We start from the raw sequence: 24,365 nt of genomic DNA on the forward strand, positions 1-24,365 counted from the left end.
GTGCCAGCATACGTCATTCATAAAATATCAAAATACATGGTTACTATTCTCATGTTAAGTATACTAAACCCTTGAATTAGAATAATACAAATAGGAATTATGCGTATAAAAGGTGCCTTCTTGTTCTGTTTTCTCTTATTTAGTAGCCTGCTTGGTTTAGCACAATTGAATGGAAGTTATACGATTAAACCTTCTTTGTCAAACTTTTCAGGAAATCCTAATGGCATTTCTGGCAAAAATTACACCTCCTTAAATAATGCAGTATCTGCTTTAAAGAATTATGGAATAAGTGGACAAGTTACTTTTAATATTGATTCAGGCAGTTATAATGAACAGATATCCATTCCTTCAATTACGGGTGCTTCTGCTACAAGTCGAATAGTTTTTCAATCGGCAAATGGAGATAGCAGTTCCGTACATATTAAGTTCAATAATTCAAATTCCAATACTAATTATGTTATTCAATTAAACGGTGGTGACTACTTAACTTTCCGTCAACTCACAGTTATTGCAAGCGGAAAATTTTTTGGTAGAGTTATAGAACTTACAAATAATGCTAATTACAATATCATCAGTAATTGTAAAATTAATGCAGAGAATGGAAATTCTTCCTATTCAGCCGGAATTTATGCCTATTCTAGTTCTATCGATTGTTACAATACAATTACAAACAACTTGATAGTTGGAGGATATTATGGTTTGACATTTTATGGTTACCATGAAACGGGTAATAACGTAATTGGAAATACTATTAAAGATTTTTATTATGTCGGCATTAATTTGAGGTATCAGGATTCTTTTCTTTTAGAGAACAATACGATTACCAGTTTAAATCAATCCTCACATATTATTGGGATTTACCTTTATAGTACATTAAACGAAGGAAAAGTATGTCAAAACAAAATCAATCTCAGTTCAACCTCATCTTGCACAGGAATCTATCATTCAGGTAATCAAAGTACTTTAATAGCCAATAATTTTATTAGTATTCAAGGTTATGGTTCAGCTACTTTATATGGATTAAATTTTACGTATTCTTCAAATTGCATAATTGCTAATAATTCAGTAAGCATACGATCAAATTCGACATATAGTAGTTATGCCATATATTTAAGAAATTCTACATATCTAGGAATCTATGTAAAAAATAACATATTTGCCAATTATGCCGGTGGATATAGTATGTATATCAGGGATTATTCAAATTTTGCTGATTCATTGTTTTCTGATTATAACAACTTATACTCCAATGGCTCTAATCTGGTTTATTGGAATACTTCATTTACTAATCTTACTCATTGGCAGAATAATAGTGGAAGAGATTTACACTCTGTATCACTTGATCCTCATTTTTTGTCTAACACTGATTTACATATTAATACTGTGGGCCTGAATAATAAGGGGATTGCATTAGCAGCAGTTAACAAAGATATTGATGGGGAAATCAGATCCTCTACTCCTGATATTGGTGCTGATGAATTTTTTCCAGCACAATATGATGTAACGATTGTCGAACTAGTTAAACCAACTGCTCTTGCACCAGGATCAAATCCAATTGTTGTGAAAATTAAAAATTTCGGAGATTCTACACTGAATAGTTTATCAATTAATTGGGAAGTGAATGATGTTTCTCAAACAACGGCTTCCTTTTCATCTTTGTCTCTTAATAAGTATGCTGAAACAACTGTTACTATTGGAAATTTTGCATTTTCTGATGGAAATTATTATACTCTAAAAATATGGACATCCTCCCCAAATGGACATGTTGATGACAATCCTTCTAATGATACTTTTTGTGTTCATGGCATAAGGACAGCATTATCAGGTGAATTCACTATTGGTGATAGTTTAGCCGATTATCCTGATTTTTCTTCTGCAATAAACGAATTAATTGAAAGGGGAGTTTGTGGTGCTGTTAAATACAGGGTTTTCGATGGAATATACAAGGAACAACTTAGCATTCCTGAAATTAAAGGAGCATCTTCTACTCATCCCATAACTTTCGAATCATATAATAAAGACAGCAGCAAAGTCGAAATCCAATACTCAAGCCCTTATTCAAATGATTTTGTCATTGAGCTAAGAGGTGCTGATTATATCCATTTTAAATTCCTGACTATTCGATCAACTTCATCACATCGCCCCAAAGTAATAGAACTTAGTCTGGAGGCAAACAATAATACCTTTTCGAACAACAGACTCATCTGCAATTCAAGTTTGAATCCGTATTATTCTCATGTCATTTTCAGTAATTCACAAAATAATGATAGCAATTCATTCATCCATAATATAATTGATGGCGGTGAATATTCATTGTATTTAAGAGGTGAAAGTTCTAACAACTACAATCAAAACATTATTATCAAAGACAATTTAATTACCAATTTTACCTACCAAGCAGTCTCTATGCAATATCAGGAAAGTCCTATAATTTCAGGGAATACTATTGTTTCAAGTTCAATCAATTCTTACTCAACAGGCATATCACTAATCCAATGTTCTGGTCCAGTATTTATTTGCAATAACAATATTAAACTAACAGACATAACCCTTGCTAATGGTATTAATTTGGAAAAATGTATTGGAACTGTAAATTCCAGAGTTAAAATATACAACAACTTCATTTTATTATCTGGAAATGTCAATGCATCATCAAACGGTTTTTATATCTCCAGAGGAGAATACAATACAATTGCCAACAATACAGTTAAGATAATGTCAACTTCTGTAAGCTCCTCAAACGCTCTTTATTTGTATGGTGGATCAAACATAGAAATACTTAATAATAATCTCACTCATTTTTCAGGAGGATATGCCATTAATTCCCCTTACCAGCCCTCAATATTGAGTTCAGACTACAACAATTTATATTCTACAGGAACATACTTGGGTAGATGGAACAATCAGAATGTTTTAAGTTTAAGCTCATGGAAATCCAAAAGCTCCTTAGACTCACATTCAGTATCCACAGATCCATTGTTTTTGGATAATGATAATTTGCATATTTATTCTCAAGTATTGGATGGAGCAGGATCTCCAATTTCATACATAAATAAAGATATTGATTACGAAACAAGAAATGTAAGCCAACCAGATATTGGTGCTGATGAATACAGTTTCAAAGAATATGATGTTGCTTTGCTTAAACTGAACTCAGCAAGTACTGCTTGCGATAATAGCAAAACAGGTATCAGTATTAAGATACGAAATGTAGGTTTAAAAGGTATTTCAAGCCTTAAAACATATTGGAGTATCAATGATTCAGTTCAGGCAATAAAAACAATATCCTGCTATCTCCCTCCCGCCACAACTCTTACACTAACTATTGATTCACATACTTTTTCTGGAAGGCAAGCCCATGAACTAAAAATATGGGTGGACACATTAAATATCAATAAGCCTGACCAATATCATAGAAATGATACGCTGAAATATTCTTTCCGTCCTGCTATGAAAGGAACCTATACAATAGGTCATTCAGCCAGAGACTATAATAGCTTTACAGAGGCTGTTGATGACCTCATCACTTCAAGCATATGCGGCTCGGTTGTATTCATCGTGGATACTGGCTTTTATGATGAGCAAATTAGCATTCCTCCTATTATCGGAACATCAGCCACAAATACAATTACGTTTACAACTACAGTAAAAGACAGTACAAAAACAATCATTCATTACAACTCTTTGTCCAGTTACGATAATTATATCCTTCAACTAGTTGGTGCCGATTACATCAGGTTTGAGTATTTTAATTTTCAATGCAGTAATGTCGTGTCAGATATGAGATGCATTTACATTACAAATGGCTCTCATCATAACATTTTTCGCAACAATAAAATCGGCTTTCAAAATTCTAATACGCTAAATATAAGTGGCATTTATTCAACTTCACAACTTAATAATTACAATAAAATAGTGAATAACTATGTTGAAAATTGCAGGAATGGGATCATTTTAAATGGTGCAGATAAAGGAAACTTGATAAAAGACAATGTGATTACTGGATTCTCAAGTTCAGGGATATACGTAAACAATCAAGATAGTATTATAGTAGATGCCAATATAATTAGTGGTCATGGTTATTATGGCATTAATTTCAATTCCTGCATTAATGGTTCAAAGTTAATCAACAATAGAATTATTTTGTATTCTGGTTCATCCTCAATTCTTGGAATATATGCCAGATATAATAGTGGAACAGCTTCGGAGAGAATATTGATAGCGAATAATTTTATTAGTTCTTTCTCTGGCAATTCCATTTCAGGGATGTATGTATTAAACAACAACTATATCAATATCTTTCACAATTCTATTAACCTCTTATCAAGTGGAGGAAATTCGAATTATGCTATTCGTTTTCGATCATCATCATCTGGGAAATATGGTAACATTAACTTTAAAAATAATATTGTTTTAAATAAAGGAATAGGATATGCAATTATTGTTGAAGATGATACTGCATCCATGAGTCATCTGAATAATTCAGATTACAATATCTTTTATACCAATGGGCCAAGCTTTGGCGTTTATGGTACAACAAGCATAAACGATATTAACCATTGGCAAAAAATTACATCAAAGGATAAGAACTCTTTTACGGCTTTACCTCTTTTTATAAACGATAGCGACCTGCATTTATTAAGTCCCAGAAAATACAGGATAAATAATCCACTACCTGCAGTTACCACAGATATCGATGGTGAAATTAGAAGCAAGGTCAAACCAATTGTTGGTGCCGATGACCTCCATGTATATGCGCTGGATGCCGCTGCGCTACAGCTTACAAATCCACTTTCAACAACTTGTGAAGGCCCTTCTGAATTCTATGCTAAAATAATTAATGAAGCATCTGAACCAATGGACAGTGTAGAAATCGAATGGTCGGTTAATGGCAATATTCATCAACCCATTAAATATTTTGGTAGAATAAGAAGCTTTGAAGAGGTCACAGTATATTTAGGTATTGATTCATTAAACGCAACTTTAAAAAACGAAGCAATTATAAAAACGAAAAATCCAAATGGTTTTGCAGATCAAAATCCTGTGAACGACAGTATATATATTGATAATTTCAAGATATTTCAAGCTCCCATAATCTCAAAAATATACCATGACACAATTTGCCGTAATAGCGATGCATTACTGAAAGTAAGTGGTAAAGCTGAAAATTATTTATGGTACGATAAAGCCAATAGTACGAATCCCATTTCAGAAGATTCCTTTTATGTATTGAAAAATCTGCAAAAATCCAAAATGTTATTTGTTGAAGGAGTGACGGGTGGACTTCCAGACAGTCTACAAACTTATCTCCTGAATCACAATCTGCAGATGGGTATGGGAAATATGTTTAATATGAAAGCGTTAAACGATGACCTTGTTATTGATAGTTTTGGGGTATTGATAAACGCTAAAAAGGGCATTCCAGTGCCCATTGCAGTATATTACAAATATGGAACATTTACCAATTATGAAAAAGACTCAAATGCATGGACATTAGTAGGACTGGATACCATGATTTCAAGAGGTCAAAATGAATATACTCCTGTATCATTCGGAAATATAAAAGTAAAAGAAGGAGAATATGTAGCCATTTATATAAGTTCAACGAATCCAGATTTTTTACTATACTCAACGGAAGGAGCTCTATCTTTTTCAAATTCTGACTTGAAGATATCTTGTGGAATTATGAGTTATTACCCCTTTGATGCTTATTTTGAAAAACAGAAAACATGGAATGGAATTGTTTATTATTCCAAAGGCGTGTTATGCCGATCAGAAAGAGATTCCGTTTATGCCCATGTTAATAAAGTTCCTCATGTAAATTTAGGGATTGACACCAATTTTTGTCTCATTACTCCCCTTATTCTTGATGCAGGTGCAGGACCAGGTTTTAAGTATAATTGGAAATATGACTTGCAGTCAGACACCATTTCTACTGCACAACAATTAACCATCGACTCATCAGGCAGGTATTCTGTCCAAGTGACTGATAGTTGCGGTTTTACAGCATATGATGAGAAAGCTGTCATTATTAGAGAAAATCCTGTAGCTGAGTTTACAATTAATGATAGTTCTCAATGCATGAATGAACACAAATTTGTGTTTTACAATGCATCAATAGCTCCAACTGGAGGCAAAATATGGTCCTATTGGGATTTTGGAGATGGCGATCATTCACTCTTCAATCAGCCTGAGCATTTGTACAAAACTACTGGCATCTATCCTGTCAAACTTGTTATTTTTGCAGATAATGGCTGTAGTGATACTACGCATTATGATAGTTTAAAACTATTCTCTTCCCCACAATCTGGTTTTCTGGTTAATAAGGATACTCAGTGTTTGAATGAGAATAATTTTAGTTTTTTCAATGCAAGTTCACTGAGTCAGGCAACACTTCAGTATTATTGGTTTTTTGATGATGGTGGCGTTTCAAGGCAAAAAGATGTCAATTACAAGTATAGTCTGGCTGGTAAATACAACGTCATGTTAGTAGCAATATCAGAAAATGATTGTAACGACACAACAAGCCATAGTATATTAGTTAAGCCTTCTCCTTACGTATTTTTAGGCAATGACACCAGCTTAAAAACCAATCAATCAATTCTGCTGAGTGCTGGCCAAGGATTTGACAGCTATCAATGGTCGGATGGAGGAAATAAAGATACAGTATTGATCCAATCGCCCTATGCACAGACAAAAACAGTCTGGGTAATAGTTCAAAAAGATGGCTGCCCAAACTACGACTCAATTAATATTCATTTCGACTCACTAATTGGTATGTATGAATCCTTTTCAAATACTGAATTGCATATTTTCCCAAATCCAGTAACTGATTATTTGAATATTATTTCTAAAACTAAAATTCAGCATCCGCTTGAACTAAGTATCTATTCATCTTCTGGAAAACTCATCAGTAATCATGAAATGTGCTACGAAACAAATAAAATAGATACCAGACAGTTATGCAGGGGTACCTACTTCCTTAGCATAGTTAAAGATGGTAAGTTGAGCGTATTCAAATTTGTGAAACAGTAAAGTACTAAGAAATTAACTCAATTAGTATTTCAGTAATATGTAATTACCTACTAGACAGCATTCTGTCAATAAGTTTATTGAGATCACTACATACAAATATCACATGGTAATGAATGAAAATATGTTTCTGTACTATCTCAAATTTTTAACCTATTTATTGCAGCATCCCTATTTGACTTATTTTTTATTTCACAGATGCTTTTAATAATCTTATTTTTACTTTATTAATTGTACACGCTAATCATTAAAATTAACAATTTTGTCCAAACTGTTTTCTAAAATTGATTTAGAAAAGGTCCTGAATGTAAAAAAGAGCGAATTTGGCTTTGTCAAATTACTGTTCTTTCATAATTTCTTTCAGGGTGTGGGTTTGGCACTTTTCTTTACAGCAGCCAATGCTATATTTCTGGCTCAGGCTTCAGTCAAATCGCTTCCTTTAGTTTACATACTTTCTGCAGTCCTCTTATTATTCATTGGCAGTCTCTATTCATATATTGAGAAACGCTATTCGGTTAAACGATTATTGCAATTTTCATTAGGATTATTGGTTGTCAGCATATTAGGTATTCGCATTGGATTGCAATTCTCAGAAAGTTTATGGATTGCATTTGCCATGATGATGTGGTATAGGGTAACTTCTTTGCTAAACTATCTTGAATTTTGGGGTTTATCAGCCATGTTATTAGATGTAAGACAAAGCAAGCGTCTTTTTGGCTTAGTAAGTTCAGGAGAAGTATCAGCCAAGCTTTTGGGTTATTTTTCGGTACCAGCTTTAGTTCCGCTTATTGGGAATAAAAATCTAATCCTTATTGCAGCGATGGCCTTTATGGTTTGTTTACTTTTCCTGAACCAAATCATAAAAAAATATGGTAAACATAAAATTGATCAATCCACAGTAAAAAAAGTAGTAGATAATTCGGAAAGCCTTTTAAAGAAATACCTTAAAAGTGACTTTATAATTTTACTTTCCATCCTATCTTTTGTTGCCATCGTTTCATTCACATTTATTGATTTTGCCTTTTTAAGTAATGTGCAGAACAAATACACTACAGGTGAAGAAATAGCTGTTTTCTTTGGGTTATTCTTTGGTATTAACAAAGGAGTAACCATTTTAATCAAAATGTTTTTAACAGGACGAATAATCGACAAACTAGGCATTAAACACAGCCTGTTATTTTTACCTATTGTATTCATTATCATAACAGCCGGTATTATTTTTTACCGTTTATTCTCTGCTGAAGAAGCTTTGCTCTTTAGTTTATTTGCTACACTTGCCTTTTCTCTTGAGTTATTTAGATACTCCATCTTTGAACCTGTTTTCTTTTCATTGATCCAACCCTTAAGTAAAAAGTTACGCTTATTCGGACATACTATTGTGAATGGATTCTTAAATCCTATAGCTCTGGCCGTAGCAGGTATTACCTTATTCTTGCTTATTTATTTTCAGGATCAAATTAATTTGGGTTTGGTGAGTTATCTTTTGATATTCACTTTAGTTGTCTGGATGGTTATTGTGTTTATTACCAATAGGCAATACATTATTGTGCTTCAAAATGCGGTGAAAAAACGATTCTTTGAAGGCTCAGAAATGCCCATTCAAGGCAAGCTAATTAAGAATATTCTATTAAAGAAACTGAATAGCCCCTATCCTGAAGAAACAATTTATTCATCCGAGCTCTTATTTAAGCTAGATGAGAAAGATGAAGAAACCATTATACCAGAACTGCTCAAACATCCCTCTGATGAGGTGAAAAAATATGCTTTTAGTAAAATTGAATCAGAAAAAATAAAAGGTCTGGAGTTATTAATATACTCCTTCATCGTTTCTGGACAAAGTAGTCAGGTCAGGGAAGCAGCCATTCGCGCTTACTGTATGGTTGAGCAAAATGAACTTAGCAATATTTTCCCTTTTCTTGAGGATAAAGATCCACACATTCGGACAGGTGCCATTACTGGTTTACTCAAAAGTGGGGATTTGGAGCCGGTGGTATTAGCAGGTCAACAATTACTTTTACTCATACAATCAACTAATTCGCAGGAAAATATTATTGCTGCACATATCATACGCGATTTAGCCATAAAAAACTTCTTTCAACCCATTCTAGACTTTTTTGAAAACAAGGATCCCGCTCTTGTTCGAGCTGCCATTGAAGCAAGTGCAACATCGCTTAACCCAAGGTTTATTCCTTATTTGATTGATTTTCTAAAACATACAGTTTATAGCGAGTTGGCCATGCAGGCATTATCAAGTTTTGGTGATGTGAGCACAAGTTATATTCAAACTTTTGCTGACAAATTACCTGCTAAGGAATATCATATATCACAAATTGTAAGATTGTGTAGAGTTTTGGGCAATATTGCCAGTCCACACGCACAGCAGATATTATTGAAATTTATGAACTTTAGTGTTTGTAAAATCCAGAATGAAGCATTGATTAGTTTGCGGAAATCGAATTATAAAGTGTCTGGTGACGATTCTCTGATTCGAAACAAATTTGATGATCAGTTCAATCAGGCTAGTTGGCTATATCAGGCAATTTTCATCCTCAATCAACAAAAATCTTTAAATAAGAGACTTGTTACTGCATTGGATATTGAATTGCTAATCGTTAAGGAGAACCTCTTTAATTTACTTTCTTTCCTATACGATACGCGAACTGTGTATAAAGCCAGAGAAGGCTTGCTGGCAGATTTTTCAGAACGTAAAGCCAATGCACTCGAGATAATTGATAATTTGATTAGCAAAAAAATGGCAATCAAGTTGTCTGTTATATTCGAAGATATGCCTTTGGATGAAAGAGTGAAAAAACTGGACGTGTTTAAAGTTAAAGTAGCATCCGAATTAGTATCTATTCCCGAAACCATATTGCGGGAAAAAGACAATAAATTCAATCGATGGACACAAGTTTCAGCCATCATATCAATACTTGATTTCGTTAAATTTGAACTTACTCCACTCCTCTTACCTTATCTGGATAACCAGAACAAATTACTTAGTGAAGCAGCCCAAAACACACTTTTCCGTATCAACCAAAACGCAACATTCAACAGTAATGTTTTGGAAGGATATATCGAAAACAATAAATTTGAATCACTTATGGAAAACAGTTCGCATGGAAGCCTTCTTGATATCGAAAAGGTGATTATTTTAAAAAGCACCAGTTTGTTTACTGAAACCCCGGAAAACATTTTAGTGGATATTGCCAACATTATTAAGGAAGAACGTATTGAAGAAGGGCAAAGCATATTCACTAAAGGCGACATGGGAACCTGTATGTATATTATTAACGAAGGTGAAGTAAACATCCATGATGGCGACCTAAGTCTTGCTGTACTTAAAAATCGTGATTTCTTTGGGGAATTAGCACTACTTGATCCAGAACCCCGCTCCGCTTCTGCCAAGGCATCAAAAGACACATTATTACTGCGCCTTGATCAGGAAGCATTTTATGAATTGATGTCGGAACGCATGGAAGTCGCTAAAGGAATTCTTAAAATCCTTTGTCGCAGAATTAGAAATCAAAATGACGTAATTGCTGGATTGAAAAAATAAATGGACAGCTAAACGACATCTTCATTTCATAGTTTATCTGATTATTGATTCTCAGATATTTATACTAAAATATAAAATATTCTTATATTTACAATTGCTGGATACACAATCCATTCCTACTTCCTAAACTAATTTGCCCATTTAATACTTTATTGTCTGCAAATTTCTATGAAGTATATTTTGATTTTATTGTTTTTAGTAAGTGGAAACTGTTTTGCACAAACGGACAGTAGTTTAGTGAACGACTTATTACAAAATGATAGTCCAATTTTCTTCCCAAATACATTATCAACCCATCCTCTTGGTATTCTCATGTCAAGGATGAATCATAATTTCCAGCTGAAACCACCCATGAAAAAATCATTTTTCGTATATATATCAAATGGGAATGTGTGGTTGCCTCAAGTTAAAGGTTATATGCCGTTGAATGAATCCGACAAAAAAAATCTAGCAGCTTATGTTTGGCACAAGAGACATTGGCATTTCGATGAACTAAACTCTCCATCAAAATTTATTGAACTACATGCAGATGCAATCATCAGGCTTTATCAAATTAGACTGGATATTCCGATTTCTCAAAAGCAAGAATTAAAAATAAATACCCGTTTTTTTTCATTAGATGCAGGAAAGTTCCCTCTATCTTTTGTCACTAATGATGCTTTTATTGAATGGATTCACTCAAATATTGCAAATGACGATGATTGCTTTGCACGAAAATGCTATGGCTTAAATAAAACACGAATTAGCTATACAGATCAATTTGGCAAAACAATGATTTTAGGTAGAGGTAATCAGTTATTTTCTGGAATCGAATTCTCTTACTTCTATTATCCAAACATAAAATCACTCAATGAAAAAAACATACATCTAACAATTGGATTGCAATCGGGATTTAACATCAATGAAATTAACCCATCAATGGATTTCGGCATTAATGCAAGTATCAATAAACAATTCCTGTTTAAAAAGCATGACAAAATACAAATTGGATTAAGTGCTGGAGCTTTACAGCAAAAAGTCCTCATGTTTAGGCCAGGAATTGAACTTAGCAGCAATCCATATTTATATAGCGCTGAACTACTATTTTGTTATCAAAAACAAATGAATAGAAATTGGAATTTTGCCATAGGTACAACATACTTTAAGCAAAGTGCATATAATAATATAGACGACTTTAATTCGATGGTGATGAAGGGTGAAAAAATAAGCAGTCATTGGCACTATTCTATTTCTCACTTATTTAAAACCTTAACATGCAATAACTTTTTCATCTCCATGTCTAAAGGAAAATATTCGTTTTCAGCTTATTTACGAGAGGATTTCCGTGTTGATAATGCACCCGATATTCAAACAGGTTTGGGGTTTAATTTGATTTATTGAATCCTAAAGACTTACAGCAAAACTAGGTGGCATCTCTTATTGTTTTTAGGAGTTCATCAACAATTTACTTTACACTCTAATATATTAATTATATATTCGCACATTAAATGACTGTCAGTCAGTTTTGTAAATATGAAATAAATTATGGGTATAACTGAACGTAAAGTCCGCGATCGAGAACGCAGATTAAATGATATTATTGATGCAGCCGAGAAAGTATTCTTTAAAAAAGGAGTTGATGCTGCCACCATGGATGATATTGCACATGAAGCTGAGCTAAGCAAAGGAACTCTCTACTTGTATTTTAAAAACAAGGAAGACCTGCATTATGCCATTATTATCAGGGGGATGACTATCATGACTGAATTGTTTAAGAAACATTTATCCGAAACAAAAAATGGTCTTCAAAATATAATAAGTATTGGCAAAGCTTATATTGAATTCTTTGAGAAGCATTACAGTTATTTTCAGGTAATGATGGAGTTTCATGCTACAAAATTTGATAAAATAGCAGATGAAAAGAAAGGTAAAATACTTGAAAAAGATTCTCCACTTATCATTGTAAGTCAAACAATTCAACAAGGACAAGACGATAAAAGTATTCGACAAGATATCAATCCCAACGCACTGACGTTCATACTTTGGTCACAACTTAATGGATTTCTTGAATTTGTTGCCCTGCGTGGGAAACTATTGGATGTTTTTGAACTGGATAAATCTGAAATGATTGAAAATCAGTTTAATGTTTTACTAAATGGAATTATTAATAATGAAGCAAATCATGAATAAATTACTCCTTTTTAGTCTCTTACTTTTCTGTTTTCAAACACATGCGCAAGTACTGGATGAATATGTTGAATATGGCTTGGAAAGCAATCTGGCCATCAAGCAAAAAGAAGCAGATTATAGAAAAAGCTTGTTAGTGCTAAAGGAAGCAAAAGGCCTCTTCTACCCTACTATAACATTAGATGCACGCTATTCACTTTCTACAGGTGGACGTATTATTGAGTTTCCAATTGGCGATTTATTGAACCCTGTTTATGCCAACTTAAACAATTTATATCAGCTCCATGGATTTCCAACTGATCCGCCCATTGTTTTAGACAATGAAGAATTTCCTTTTTACAGGCCAAAAGAGCAGGAAACAAAAATCAGGTTGATTCAACCACTCTTTAATCCACAGATATATTTCAATCAGAAAATCCAAAACAAACTAAGTGAATCTGCTCAAATTAGCCTTGACCTATACAAAAAGAATTTGGTAGCAGAAATTAAGATTGCATATTACAATTTTCAAAAAGCAAGTCAATACAAGCTATTGCTGGAAGATATCAAGTTGCTTTTGAATGAGAATCTTCGTGTTAACGAAAGTTTATACAAAAACGACAAAGTAACTATTGATCATATTTATCGCTCACAGGCTGAAATCAGCAAACTTGATCAAGAGTTTTCAGAAGCGGATAAAGGAATACAAATGACCAAAGCCTATTTTAACTTTTTACTCAATAAACCATTGGATTCTGAAATAACAAACGAATCAGCATCACAAAATACGGAAGTATTGCCAATGGATCATTTGCAAAAATCAGCATTAAGTACACGAGAAGAATTAACCCAGTTAAATAAATACAGTCAAATTCTCAATTACAAACTCAAAATGGATCAATATAATGCAACACCAAACATCATTGCAGTTGTTGATTATGGTTTTCAAGGAGAAAAATATGCATTTAATAATGAAAGTGATTTTGCTATGGCATCTTTGGTTTTGAGCTGGGATATTTTTAAAGGGTTTCAAAATGCATCTAAAACACAGCAAACAAAAATTGATCAGGAAATTTTATCCTTACGAGAAAAAGAATTAAAAGCTCAAATTGAACTGCAGTTAATGAATGCTTATTATGACGTGGAAAGCATCAATAATAAACGCACTGCAGCAACTCAAGAATTAATAGCTGCCACTCAAAGTTTCAAAATTATTAACAAGAAGCATAAAGAAGGACTCGTCAGTCTGCTGGAATATCTTGATTCACAAAACACCACGAATAGAGCAAGAAAGCAATTGCTTTTGCTTCAATACGATTTACTTATTTCTTTGGTTGAATTGGAAAAAGTGGCTGGAACAACAATTATTACAGATTAATAGAAACACAATGAAAAAATATGCATGTTATATCCCTTTTTTGATAATCTTAATTATCAGTAGCTGTCAACAAAAAGCAGAAGTGGAAAAAGAAATAGATCCCATAAAAGTCAAAACTGTTACGATTGAAAAAGTGTTTCTGAACAAGAGCATACACAGTAGTGGAAAGGTATATTCGCAAAAAGAAATAAAACTCAGCTTTAAAACAGGCGGACTTATCCAACATATTTTAGTGAAGGAAGGAGAACCTGTGAACAAAGAACAAGTCCTTGCTAGTCTGAACCTCTCAGAAATACAAGTACACCATAATCAGGCAAATTTTGCTGTTGAAAAAGCACAGCGAGATTACAATCGGGTAAAAAATCTTTATACAGATAGTGTGGCAACTTTGGAACAGTTTCAAAATGTAAAAACAGCATTGGATTATGCAAAGACAAATGCACAAATTGCCCAATTTAATTTAAAATATTCCACAATAAAAGCCCCTGAAAATGGTATAATCCTGAAAAAATTAAACGAAACCAACGAAATTGTAGGACCTGGCTATCCTGTGTTTCTATTCGCGCCAAAAGGTGAGAGCTGGATTGTACGAACCAATATCACAGATAAAGACATTGTAAAACTTCAAATTGGCGATTCAGCTCAAATATATGTGGATGCATATCCTAAAATAATATTCACCGCTCACATTATTGAAATTGCTTCTATGGCTGATCCCTATTCTGGAACATATGAAATTGAACTTGCTATAGATAAAAATGATGCAGAATTACGCTCTGGATTTATCGCAAAGATTAATATTTATCCAGCTCAAAAAAAGGAGTTATTTGCGATACCAATTGATGCACTTGTTGAATTAGAGGCTTCAAAAGCAGTATTCATGCTGATTGAAAATAATACAGTGCGAAAGTCCACACTAGATATCGTTTCCTTCGATGATCAATTTATTTATGTGGAAAAAGGTATAGTTGAAGGCGCTCAAGTTATAACAGAAGGTTCAACCTATGTGGATGAATCGTCTATTATTGAAATTATTAACTAGCAAAATCATGTTGATTCCAAAACTGGCCATAGATAACTATCGGTTCACCATTTTATTGTTCATTCTATTTACCATTGCCGGCATTAATTCCTATTTATTTATGCCCCGTACTGAAAATCCGGAAATGACCGTACCCGGAGCATCAGTATATACTATTTACCCAGGTGCCAATCCAAACGATTTAGAGGAGTTAGTTGCAATTCCCATAGAAGAAACGCTAAATGAATTAGACGATATTATAAGCATTAATACATTTATTCGAGATGGTGTTACCATCACCAGTGTTGAGTTTGATTTCAATACCAATGCATCAAAAAAATATGATGAAGTTGTTCGTCAAGTTAATTCGATAAAAAACAAACTTCCTGAAGAAGTATACAGCATTGAAACATTTCGCTGGTCATCTTCCGATGTAGTGATGCTACAATTAGGATTGGTATCTGAAACAGCATCTTTCAATGCATTGAAGGATGAAGCAGAAAAGTTAAAGAAGGATATTGAGAAGCTTAATGGAGTCAAAAAAACGGAAATCATAGCATCTCCTGATCAAGAAATCAGAATTTCACTTGATTTTGAAAAAATGGCTCAAATGAATATTTCTATCGACCAGATTTCCAATGCCTTAAAAAGCAATAATGCAAATATCCCTGGTGGCAGTATTGATTTGTCCAATAAAAGTTTTGGCATTAAAACGAGTGGAACTTATCAGTATATAGATGAAATAAGAAATACAGTTATCAATGCATATATGGGTCAATTAATTTTCCTGAAAAATATTGCTCAAGTAGATTATGCTTACGAAGACAACAATTATTTTGCCCGTTATAATGGTGAAAAATCAATTTGGATATGCATTCAGCAAAAAGAGGGTTTAAATATTTTCAAGTTATTTGAGAATCTGGAGCCTGTGATCAATGATTTTGAACAAAAATTAGATAAGAATGTTCAGCTAAAAACAGTTTTCAATCAAAAAAATGAAGTCAATCACAGGATAAATGGATTTCAAAAAAACTTGCTACAAGGAATTGTTTTAGTTGGCTTAGTTATTCTGCTGGCTTTGGGATTTAAATCTGCGTTAATTGTAATCATTGCCATTCCTCTTTCAATTATAATGGGTTTGTTTGTAGTTGATATTTCAGGTTTTGGTTTGCAGCAAATATCCATAGCAGGTTTAGTTGTTGCTTTAGGATTATTAGTTGATAATTCCATTGTAATGATTGAGAATATCAATCGCTTTATTTCCAAAGGATATAATCCTAAACAAGCAGCTATTGAAGCAGCATCCGAAATTGGCTGGCCTATTATTAGCGCAACTATTACTACGGTATTGGCCTTTATCCCAATTATTATGATGCCTGACAAAGCAGGATACTTTATTCGAAGTTTACCCATTACAATTGTTGCAACACTTACTTTTTCCTTACTCATCGCTCTCACCCTAACTCCCTTAATAGCCAGCAAGCTTATGAAAAGCAAAGGGGGGTCTGAATTACCAACAAAAGAGCGAAAGAATGTAAATAAATATCTAAACAACTTTATTGAAGGACCTTATCGAAAGCTATTATCTTTCTCTTTGAGAAACAAGACATTATCATTATCAATTGCATTCGGATTATTGCTAATTTCAGGTTTTGTTGCTTTTCAATATTTGCCTATTAGCTTTTTTCCAAAAGCTGAGAAAGGACAATTTATGATAAGAGCAGAGTTGTCTCCTGATGTTAATATTCATAAAACGGATGAAGTTGCCCGACAAATTGAAGCTAAATTGGATGCAATGAATGAAGTTTCCTTTTATGCCAGTAATATTGGAAACGGTAATCCCCGGATTTACTACAATGTAATGACCAGAAGTTATGTAAAAAACTATGCTGAGATATTTGTTCAACTCACTACAAACGATCAGGATAGCTATAAAAAAGTAGTTGATGAACTTCGTATCCATTTCAGGAGTTATGCAGGAGTAAAAATCGTGATCAAAGAATTTCAACAAGGAGTTCCCATTACTGCTCCTATTGAAGTTTTAATATCAGGAAAAGACTTCAATTTACTGAAGGAAATTGCTGAAGATGTGAACCAAGAAATTAGCAAACAAGATGGTACAATAAACATCAGCAACGAAATTGCAAAAAGCAGAACTGATATCTTTTTTAATATCAACAAGGAAAAAGCAAATATGCTGGGCATTCCCATTCATGAAATTGATAAAACAATACGAACAGCAATAAATGGAATGTCGGTTTCAAAATTCAGAGATAAAAACGGAAAAGATTATAATATTGTACTCCGTTTGCCTTTCGAAACTAAAATTAAACCGTCCGATTTTGATAAAATATATGTCAAAGCCATTACAGGAAAGATGATTCCCATCATGCAATTATCTTCCATCGAATTAATAAAAGTACCCAATACAATTGCACGAACTGATTTAGAACGTACTGCACGCATAATTGCAGATGTTGAAGAAGGTGCTGTGTTGGATGAAATTATGGCTCCTGTTTTGGATTACCTATCAACATATAACTTTCCTGAAGGCTATCATTATAAGATTGGTGGTGAATTGGAAAGCAGGAACGAAACTTTTGGCGGTATGGCCATCGCGTTAATTATTGCGATTATTGCTATTTTCAGCGTGTTGGTTTTGCAATTTAAATCCTTTTCACAACCCTTGATTATTTTTATTGCGCTTCCTTTTGCACTTATTGGAATGATTTGGGCTTTGGTTATTACGGGGAATTCCTTTTCATTTACTGCTTTTGTTGGCATGATTTCACTGGTAGGTATCGTAATCAACAACTCCATTATATTAGTGGATTATACTAACAGGCTCAGGTTATCGGGTAAAAGCATTTTGGAATCTTTGCAAATTGCTGGTGAAACTCGCTTTACCCCCATCATACTAACCACATTAACAACTATAGGTGGTATAGTGCCACTTACTTTAGGAGGTGGAACACTTTGGGCACCCTTGGGTTGGACAATCGTAGGAGGATTGTTGATCTCTACCTTATTAACACTTGTAATGGTACCGGTTTTGTACGCAGCTTTGATAAAAAGGAACACCTAGGATGAATATAAAAATCCGATGTTTAATAGATTTGAGACCGTAAGTTTAAGTTAAGGAAAGAACAAAAAAACTAGTTATCATCATATGAAGCAACAATGAGTTTCAATTCATCCAGTTTTTGTTGTTTTTTTATTTCTCTGGTGTCCTTGGCTGTTTTTGTGAAATAATTGTGATTACCGAGAAAACTAACCTGTATCCGATTCCACTGTTTCACATCCTGAACCATGTTATAAGCTATCAATTCTTTATACAAACCATTAGAAATAGGATCAAAATCACTACGCCCTAAATAGTCAAGATCAGAATCACATAATATTTTCGATAAAAATGATTTAGGGCTTTGGGGAATTTGTGTTGCCATAATCATTTCACAAATTTTCTCAATATCTGACGCTCTATAACCATAACCGGGAAGCATTTCACCTGCGTAGCGGCAAGATACTTCTTCATGCCCTTTATAGGTCTCTAAAAATCCAGAATCGTGGAAAACTGCTGCTGTTTGTAACAAAAGCAAATCATTTGCATTAATACCTTCGCTTTCGGATAGTCGCTTGCAGGATGCAATCACATCTATGGTATGATGAACACCATGGTAATAAAGCTCGTGGTTTAATTCCTTCTCGAGCTTATTAAGCATGTATTCTTTTACTTGGGAATATTGCATTTTTGAGGCAGCTTCTCTTTAATTGTGGCAAAGTTAGTTTATTTCACTTTGTCGTTAAAAAAATTTATCTACAGTCGTGGATATCATTAATTATCCATTATTTATCAAGAAAGAACATTTGCATCTTACCTTTTCCTTTCACTACTTTTTCATCTCTTTCGGTGAAACTAAACTTATCTTTTAGCAAATCGTGCGTTACTTTTGATACATTGATCCGCATGGGAGCTCCATTACTTTCCATTCTCGAAGCTGTATTAATTGTATCTCCAAACACATCATAAATATATTTTCGCACACCTACAATGCCTCCAACAACTTTACCGGAATGAATTCCAACACGGATTCTCCATTCAATCTGAGAACTCGTGTTTCTATTTTCTAAATATTCGACAATTTCAGTAGCAGCATTAACCATATTAAAAGCATGATTTTCATTCTTTTCAGGCATTCCACATACTGCTAAATAAGCATCACCGATTGTTTTTAAACGTTCACATTCATTCTTAACCATAATATCATCAAATGCGGTGAATATGTCATTCAATTCAGCAATTAAAAGTTTAGGCTCCAAGGTTGCAGAAACATCTGTAAACCCAACAATATCACTAAAGTACACGGTCACATTTTCAAAGCCCTCAGGTTCACTCTTGCCCTTCTCTTTTAATTCATTTACCACTTTTAAGGGTAATGTATTTAAAAGCAATTCTTCCGATTTAGCTTTTTCGGCCACAATAATTTCATTATCCCGTTTCTTACGCTGTAAGTTTCTCGACACATTAATGACCATAAATATGACTAACAGTAAAACTATGCCTGCCGATATAATTATCGCTTTCTGACGTTTATTTTCAGCTTCCTGCTTATCAATTTCAGTTTGCTGAATTATAATTTGTGCTTCTTTTTTCTCTGTTTCATATTTTGTTTGGAATTCAGCAAACTGCTTGTGTTTTTCTTCATTAAAAATGGTATCCTTTAAGCTGGTATACATTCGATAGTAGGATAATGCTTCTTTATAATCACCGAGTTTGTCGTAAACATCTGAAAGATAATTGTATGTACTCAAAATAACGGGTTTAGCCTCAATAGACTCTGCCATCTCCAAAGCTTGCTTGTAATAATCAAGTGCTTTTGGATAGTTACCCATAGCTACATATAAAAGTCCAATATTATCCAGATCCTTTGCAATTTCATCAACACGATTTAGCTTTTTGTCAATTTCCAGCACTCGCTCATAATAATGAAATGCTTTTTCATATTGTTCCCATGCTTTGTAAACTGAGGCTATATTATTTAGCAAATAAGCTACTGCCCCTTCTTGTTTCATGCGCTCAAAAATCTGCAATGATTCTTCATAATACTTAACAGCTTCATCATATTCTTTCAGTGTAAAATAAACTGAACCTATGTTGTTTAAATCACCGGCCACATTGGCTTGTAAATCTAATTTTTTATCAAGCTCCAGTGCATTATTATAATATTCAAGCGCTTTTTCGTATTGCCCCCATGTATCGTAAACCGATCCAATATTTGTTAAATAATTTGAAACTTGCCTATCATCACCTGATAATTTAACCACATTGAGTGCTTCCTGATAATAGCTGACAGATTTGTCGTATTGCCCCATGGAATAATATACCATGCCTAAATTATTTAGCTCGATTGCGATATCCTCATGCTTTTCAAGTTTCTTATCAATTTCAAGGGCACGTTTATAATAGGCTATTGCCTGATCGTATTTCCCCCATGCTTTATAAATGGCTCCAATATTATTTAAATCATTGGCAATATTTCCTTCATAATTATTTTTCTCATCAATTTCTAAAGCTATCTCGTAATATTCAAGTGCTTTGTCTAATTTGCCCAATTTTTTATAGGAAATGCCAATATTATTTAATCGACTGGATTCGCTTTCAAAATCATTTCCTTTACGATCAAATTCAACCGCTTTATTAAAGAATTCAATTGCAGTTTCATACTCACCTAAGCGGTAATAAACCGATCCTTTCCCATTATATGCTTCTGAAATACTAGCATACTCCTTTGTTGTTTTGCGGATTTCAATACACTTGTTATAGTGCGCTAATGCCTTTTCGTGATTATTATCTTCAAGATAAGCGTCACCAAGATTGTAATATGCTCGTGACTCTTCCTTGATGTTGTTATTTCGTTTGGCATAGTCCAATGCTCTTTCAGCATATGCAAAACTGAGCAGTAATGAATCAGTCAAATGCAATGTTGATAATTCATTATAAATTTCAGCTTTTTCCTTGGAATTTGCTGCTTTGAGTAGATTCTGCAAACTATCAACAGCATTCTGCCCATAACACAATGGAGTTATTAGAATGAATACCAGAAAAAAGAATACAGCACTAGAATTCCTCATTATTCGATTTATTTTTCCAAAAATAATAAAAGCAGTCTTGACAACTGCTTTTATTATTTAATTAAATCACTTATTTAAGCAATACTTTAATTATTTTCATTGATTTCCCACCTTGCAACTTCAATAAATATATTCCTTTAGGATAATCTGATATATCAATTTGATTTGTTAAATCTCCCTTTTTATCAATTTTGTTCTGATAAATTAAGGCTCCATTAATATTTAACAATTCAATCGTAACCGGTCCATCAATCGAACTGGTAAAATGTACATTGAGTAAACCATTTGTTGGATTTGGATAAACAATAGAACCTGATACTATTTGATAGTCATCAATTGAGCTAAAATCTCCTGCATGAACTCCGGTGGAATCTACTTCATAATCTTGATCTTCATAGGTCGTATCAGTATCCGTAATTTCAACGGTTCGTATGGTATCTAGTTTTAAACCAGGTAAATCAATAATAATTCCATACACTCCATTTCCAAGTGCATCAAAATCATAAAATCCGTTATCATTAGTTTTGGTTTGCTTGACAACTCCACCTGGAACTTTACGCAAGGTAACATCCACATCTTTAATAGGTTCTGAACCGGCCCTTGTTCCATCTGCTGATTTAACATGTCCGCTGATGTAACCTTTCCCTGGAGGAACAACTACTTTCGCAATAAGATCTATATCAATATTGGTGTAGGTGGTATCACAGAATGCGACATTAATAACTTTTGCTGCTGACCACAACTCAACATCACCCAAATATGTCCCAGTATAGCCTTCATAACCTTTTGCTGGATCGCCAACTGCTTGAATAATGTAACTTCCAACTGGTACATTGGTAAATATGTAATTACCACCTGACAAACCAACTGAATCATATTGTGCATATTTTTTTACACTATTGGTTTTCTTGTAGAGCTTAGCATAACCTTCCCAGACACCATTTCCTCCAGCTTTTACCGCACCTTTCACTTCACTATATTCACCTAAAAGTGATAATCCATCACTACCTGCAACCCATACTTCATCAAAATCATTAATGCCTAAGCCCGAAACCTGATTATCATATAAACCTTCGTTGGTTGTATAAACTTTCCATCTGCTTCCATCAAACTTAAAACAGCCATTCCATGCACCTATCCATACATTACCACTCATATCTGATTCAATGTGTGAAGGATATGTTTGCATTGGATAAGCGATTGAATTCCAATTTGTTCCATCATAATGCATGAGAAATGAATTAGCAACATGAGAATAAGCAGCTACCCACAGTCCTCCATTTCCATCATAGGCTACGCCATTAACTTCGTTTACATCGGGAGGGGTAATAATTGTAAAGCCACTACCATCATACACACTTATTTGTCCATTATAATTAGCAATATATACGTTACCAGCATCATCAAATGCAAAATCAACTACATAATCATCAGCTAAACCATTTGTAGAGTTGAATTTAGTAAAAGAAGTTCCATCGAAATAAGAACATCCACCACCAAAACTACCTATCCAGACCTTTCCATCAGGGGCTACTTTTATACCTGCCATTTCCATACTATGCAATCCATCATTGGTATCATAAACCGTATAAGTAGTCGGGTTTTCCCAGACTATAAATCCAAAATAATGGGTACCTATATATACCTTCTTATTATCATCTACTGCAATATCTCCAACCTCATTTGCGCCTGTAACTGTATGATTGGTCCATGATACACCATCATATAGCGATATGGCTCCCATATGAGCTGTAGCCACGTATCCACTAGCTGAAACCCCCATGGCATCAACATATCCATATAAACCAGTGTATTGTGAAATAGTATCTCCAAGACATTGCGCATTCACTTGATTGACTGAAATCGACATGACAATCATAACTAAGCCGAGTGTAAAAATTCTTTTCATGATGTTTTAATTATGTTTTAGATTTAATAATAGTTGTAATCAAAAATAACAAAAATCAAATTATTAATAGAATAATCTTTTCAATGATATTGTTAAAAATAATTCTATTGCAATAAAATAATTAATTTTAAAATTACCTTTCACATGCTATTTATTATATTTGCATAATAATGAACATAAATAACTGACTTATAAGAGTTCAGACATTTTACAACAAACAATTAAAGTCAAAAATATGAAGCATGCTAAATTATCAACTTTATTAATTGTAGTTATAGTGTTTTCTTTTGTTGGAAATGCTTTTTCCCAGGTTGATTTGCTAACTGGTTTTTTAAGAGGCTCTTATTATGAAATGGGTAATGATATAAAAGAGGTTTCTGGAAAAATGATTTCGTACGATACAATCTACATGACAGGTTGGCAAGGGAATGACTCTATTTCACTCGAAAGAAATAGCAGCCCAATGGTAAAATTATTAACTTCAAAAGGTAGTCAGCATAATTTCAAGCGTTTGACAAAATCGGATGATTGCATGGTTGCCTTTATGCAATACGATGTTTTAATTAATGAGCAACTCAAGGATATCAAAAAATACTCCAAGCGCACTGATAGCATTTTTGTTTTGCTACCATTAGGATTGGAAGAAATCCATTGTATAACATTAAAGGAAAATAAAATAAAAAACCTCAACGGCTTGAAAAAGAAAAGAGTTGCAATTGGTGCGGAAGGACAAGGTACTCAGGTTACAACTCGATTTATAAAAGAAAAAACAGGTATCGAATGGATTGATTTTGAATTATCATTCAAAGATGCCATGCCTGCTTTATTAAATAAGCAAATTGATGCTTTCTTTTTTGTAGGATCAGCCCCTGTGATGAGTTTAAATAGTTTATCCCCTACTTTTGAAAAGCTAAAATTTATTCCTATTACTGAGGAAAGTCTGGTCGATTATTATGTTCCAACCATAGTTCCTGCTGGCACTTATCATTGGCTGAAGGAAGATATTGAGACATTTGGGGTTAAAGTGATAATGATTAGTGATATTTCGAAGGAATCGGCAAAAGACAAAGTTTATATTGAAGTTGTTCAAAGTCGAATGTTGATAAAACACCAATGATACCAAAATAAAGATTAATATCATTGGTGTAAAAAAATATATGTTAAGTAAAGGTATAATAAAAAAGAGATCTGT

General features: G+C 33.5%; 11 protein-coding genes. 8 read left to right on the forward strand and 3 right to left on the reverse strand.

Annotated elements, in window-relative coordinates:
* The first annotated feature begins 99 nt into the window (after positions 1 to 99).
* From HOG71_16985 to HOG71_17015, 7 genes are all read left to right on the forward strand, one after another.
* Positions 100 to 7,035 carry a T9SS type A sorting domain-containing protein gene (locus HOG71_16985; GenBank protein ID MBT5992543.1) on the forward strand — a complete coding sequence of 2,312 codons (6,936 nt, stop codon included), beginning with the start codon at positions 100 to 102 and terminating at the stop codon, positions 7,033 to 7,035.
* A gap of 259 nt (positions 7,036 to 7,294) precedes the next feature.
* A complete protein-coding gene (locus HOG71_16990; protein ID MBT5992544.1) occupies positions 7,295 to 10,588 on the forward strand; it encodes a cyclic nucleotide-binding domain-containing protein in 3,294 nt (1,097 codons plus the stop codon).
* Positions 10,589 to 10,756: 168 nt separating this feature from the next.
* Positions 10,757 to 11,968, forward strand: a complete 1,212-nt coding sequence (locus HOG71_16995) for a hypothetical protein (GenBank protein MBT5992545.1) — start codon at positions 10,757 to 10,759, stop codon at positions 11,966 to 11,968.
* A gap of 144 nt (positions 11,969 to 12,112) precedes the next feature.
* Positions 12,113 to 12,757 (forward strand): TetR/AcrR family transcriptional regulator, encoded by a 645-nt coding sequence (locus tag HOG71_17000; protein ID MBT5992546.1) that lies wholly within the window; start codon positions 12,113 to 12,115, stop codon positions 12,755 to 12,757.
* Positions 12,750 to 14,111, forward strand: a complete 1,362-nt coding sequence (locus tag HOG71_17005; protein ID MBT5992547.1) for a TolC family protein — start codon at positions 12,750 to 12,752, stop codon at positions 14,109 to 14,111. The genes HOG71_17000 and HOG71_17005 overlap by 8 nt, the downstream gene beginning before the upstream one ends.
* Positions 14,112 to 14,121: 10 nt before the next feature.
* Positions 14,122 to 15,153: an efflux RND transporter periplasmic adaptor subunit gene (locus tag HOG71_17010; GenBank protein ID MBT5992548.1), complete on the forward strand. Its 1,032-nt coding sequence runs from the start codon at positions 14,122 to 14,124 to the stop codon at positions 15,151 to 15,153.
* A 7-nt stretch (positions 15,154 to 15,160) separates the two neighbouring features.
* On the forward strand, positions 15,161 to 18,217 hold the full coding sequence (locus HOG71_17015) for an efflux RND transporter permease subunit (GenBank protein MBT5992549.1): 3,057 nt from the start codon (positions 15,161 to 15,163) through the stop codon (positions 18,215 to 18,217).
* Between the two features lie 70 nt (positions 18,218 to 18,287).
* Here the strand turns inward: HOG71_17015 and HOG71_17020 are convergent, their stop codons facing one another.
* From HOG71_17020 to HOG71_17030, 3 genes are all read right to left on the reverse strand, one after another.
* Positions 18,288 to 18,881 carry a phosphohydrolase gene (locus HOG71_17020; GenBank protein MBT5992550.1) on the reverse strand — a complete coding sequence of 198 codons (594 nt, stop codon included), beginning with the start codon at positions 18,879 to 18,881 and terminating at the stop codon, positions 18,288 to 18,290.
* Between the two features lie 97 nt (positions 18,882 to 18,978).
* Positions 18,979 to 21,264 (reverse strand): tetratricopeptide repeat protein, encoded by a 2,286-nt coding sequence (locus tag HOG71_17025; GenBank protein ID MBT5992551.1) that lies wholly within the window; start codon positions 21,262 to 21,264, stop codon positions 18,979 to 18,981.
* A gap of 70 nt (positions 21,265 to 21,334) precedes the next feature.
* Positions 21,335 to 23,173, reverse strand: coding sequence for a T9SS type A sorting domain-containing protein (locus tag HOG71_17030; protein ID MBT5992552.1), 1,839 nt, complete (start codon positions 23,171 to 23,173; stop codon positions 21,335 to 21,337).
* A gap of 235 nt (positions 23,174 to 23,408) precedes the next feature.
* On the opposite strand from HOG71_17030, the gene HOG71_17035 reads away from it, so the two are divergent.
* Positions 23,409 to 24,290 carry a TAXI family TRAP transporter solute-binding subunit gene (locus tag HOG71_17035; protein MBT5992553.1) on the forward strand — a complete coding sequence of 294 codons (882 nt, stop codon included), beginning with the start codon at positions 23,409 to 23,411 and terminating at the stop codon, positions 24,288 to 24,290.
* The last annotated feature ends 75 nt before the right edge of the window (positions 24,291 to 24,365 follow it).

The organism is Bacteroidota bacterium (assembly GCA_018698135.1).
GTDB lineage: Bacteria > Bacteroidota > Bacteroidia > CAILMK01 > JAAYUY01 > JABINZ01.